Below are 2,952 nucleotides of genomic sequence, written 5' to 3'. Positions count from 1 at the left end.
TGAGCACTGATGTTAGATGCAGCCAGTTTACCGGAGAAATCACCAGCATCACCTTTAACAACCCCGAACATCTCACCCAAGTCACCTTGAGCCGTTTTAAGATCTCTTCTAACTGACCAATTTTACGCTCGTTATCGAGGAAAGCTTGGTTTAAATCTTTACCGCGTTGACGCTCGGTAGCTAAAGCATTCTTTTCACGTTTAAGCAATGCGGCCTTATCGCCACGTTCATTTCTGAACTCTTGCTCACGCTTCTTGTGTGTCTTCGAAGCATTGGCACGATCTGTTTGAACCTGCTTAAGCAGCTGGTCGATCGTTTTAGGCGCATCTGCTGCACCCGCAATACCTGAAGATAAAACCAGGGTTGCAGCAAGGATTGCTGTAGTTATTAACTTCTTCATTATTGTGCAGCCTCCGCAGCAGGAATGGGTAACGAGAATAGATCCGGAGCACCCTGTTTACGTGCGATGCGGATACCTTTGGTCAGTTCACGAAGATAGCTGTCATCCAGCTGATCCCATGCCTTAGTTTCATCGTTAAACATCCAAGCTGACCTCTGGTCTAAGCTCTGTGCATAAAGTGCAACACGGCCTAAGTTGAAGAAATCAACCAAGACATCTTTACCATTGAGCTCGAGCTGACCTGTTTTAACCGCAACGAAACTGCCGTATTCACGCTCGATACTGTATGCATCGAGGATCAGACGAAACTTTTCGGCAAGAGTCACTTCAGCACTGTTCAATAGCAACTTAAGATTATTTACACGATTAACACGAGTTTCTAGGTTAAAAGGAAGATCCAGAGCAACAAATTGCTCCAGTGCGTCAACCATTTTAAACATAAGAGGGACGACACCTTGACGAAGTGTATCTACGCCATTGATGTCTTCTTGAATTAATTTCATTGTCGCTTCTTGGTCTGCGACCAGAACTGCAACGTAATTGTTATAAGATTTTAGTGATTCGCGCTCATCTGCAACTGAACCATACTCGAACACCATGTCCTGAGCTTGGTCAAAGTACTTATCTACTTTCTTTTGCGATGTTGCTGCTTCAGCGTGAATTCTGCTGTCAGCCTTCTGAACGTCAGAAAGAGGATCTGCAATCACTAAGTTTGAGCCTGCTAAGGCTAATGCGCCTACGAGCGCTGTAGCGATTTTTGTTTTATTGCTTACCTTGGACATAGTTCCCAACCAATTTGAAGTAAAATTAAAAAGGTTTTACTTATTAACAACACGAAATTCCGCTTATAGTTGCGAGAATTGCCTGCTTATAAGCATGTCTTTCTCTTGTGATTGTTAATTATTATCTTATTTTCCTACACCGAATAAGGTGTAGCACCGCTGGCATCATTTCACAAATTGTTGACCGATGTCAACAATTGAAACGAGCTAAAACTAGTGGAAAAAAGCAATAGAGGGGGGGGAAGCTACAAAAGGCAGGTTTTCAAACATGTCATATATCGCATGATTGACAGAAGCCAGAGCTCAAATCCAAAAAAAACACTGTAAGGCATTGGTTTTTATTAACAATAAAATATTAACAACTTGGTAACGAATTTCACAATGCAGCAATACCTGCTGATTTCACCAGTAAACTAATTAAACAATCTCCTTTAAAATCAATCTATTTAATTGATAAAGAATAATGTTAACACGCAATTAAATCATAGATCCACAATGAACGCGTCACACATCACACTCCAGAGTGAAAATGTGATGCGTATCACCAGAGATTTAGCTGCATTCTGATGAATTATGTATTTTCGTCACAACAATATGCCAGCCAATAATTTCATCATTTTCACTGTAGAGTGTCTTCACTGAATCCAAATAGGCTCCCAGGTTTGAAATGCTCACAAGTATTTGCGCTATATTCTGTTGCGTTTTAGCCGCAAAAATCAACTCTTCAAGCCTATTTCTCAGTGTAAGAATTTGCAGCTTTGCGAACTCTATATAGTCTCTCTTTTTATCTACACTCCAAAATATCCCCTGGTTAAACAGTGTAGAAAGATAGGTCAGCAACTCGCTATCTTGCAGAGCTTCTTCATCCGCTTTTACTAATGCGTCAATAGACAACTGAAGCTCTTGACGTAGCCTCTTACATGCTTGCTCACTCTTCACTCTGATGAAGTCATGCTTGGTATTAATCGGCCCCATTTTTTCAATCAGCTTTATGATGGCGTCAAAAAAGACATCGACTTGCTGATTATTGATTAGTACATGAATTTTTCTATTTCTTGTTATCACCATCGAATGTTCATGGTGCATCACAAATGACAGTTTCCCATCAACTTTTAGTACTCTCAACGCCTCAGGTATCGCAATCTCTAGATCCGCATATTCAATACCAAATTGTGAAACCACTAAATCAAACTCACTTTCATTGAAAGGCAGAGAGGTACAATCAACTTCTGAGTTTAAAGATATAGTGATATTATCAGCGATATTTACTGTCGATAAATCAGTACTTATCTTAGCCAAATCGACACCAACCCCCTCACCTCGAATAGACTTTTCTCTCAAATAATCTGAAGCGAGTAAAGGTAATGCGCCATTACCGGTAGCAAGATCGAGAAACTTATAATCATTAGGTAGGCCTTCAAATATTGGCTTCCAAACATTTTTTAATACACCGGTATAGTTATCAGTAAAACTATCACCAAAAGAAGTTAGGTGCCCCTGTTCCCAATATTCTGACCAATGGTTATTCATATTCGCTCTCTTAAAGAATCCATCACAACAATATAATACAAAATCAACTCATAAAAAAAGGCCCGCATGGGCCTTTCTGAGTAAATAACTAATTTATATTATTTAGAATCTTAGAGTATAACGTGCTGTGTACTCACGACCATAGTTGTTATATAAACTTGGATCTTCAAACTTTCCATCTGAAGTCAACACAGGATCTTCATCAGTTAGGTTGTTTACACCGACCATAACAACACCATA

2 protein-coding genes and 1 pseudogene are annotated in these 2,952 nt (G+C 39.7%); all 3 read right to left on the bottom strand.

Going from position 1 to position 2,952, the window contains the following annotated elements; all coding sequences use genetic code 11:
* Positions 1-400 (bottom strand): annotated as a pseudogene (locus KT99_RS19515) (MotA/TolQ/ExbB proton channel family protein); the annotation flags it as partial.
* On the bottom strand, positions 400-1,182 hold the full coding sequence (locus KT99_RS19510; protein ID WP_005503712.1) for a DUF3450 domain-containing protein: 783 nt from the start codon (positions 1,180-1,182) through the stop codon (positions 400-402). The pseudogene KT99_RS19515 and the gene KT99_RS19510, both read right to left, overlap by 1 nt.
* A 552-nt stretch (positions 1,183-1,734) precedes the next feature.
* Positions 1,735-2,712: a class I SAM-dependent methyltransferase gene (locus tag KT99_RS19505; RefSeq protein ID WP_005503711.1), complete on the bottom strand. Its 978-nt coding sequence runs from the start codon at positions 2,710-2,712 to the stop codon at positions 1,735-1,737.
* Between the last annotated feature and the right edge of the window lie 240 nt (positions 2,713-2,952).

The sequence above is a fragment of the Shewanella benthica KT99 genome, from assembly GCF_000172075.1.
Taxonomy (GTDB): Bacteria; Pseudomonadota; Gammaproteobacteria; order Enterobacterales; family Shewanellaceae; genus Shewanella; species Shewanella benthica_A.
This window is presented reverse-complemented; position numbering and strand designations above follow the sequence as displayed.

Bases quoted from the DNA above. Each gene is read 5' to 3' on its own strand.
- KT99_RS19510 (WP_005503712.1), bottom strand. From the start codon at position 1,182: ATGTCCAAGGTAAGCAATAAAACAAAAATCGCTACAGCGCTCGTAGGC.
- KT99_RS19505 (WP_005503711.1), bottom strand. From the start codon at position 2,712: ATGAATAACCATTGGTCAGAATATTGGGAACAGGGGCACCTAACTTCT.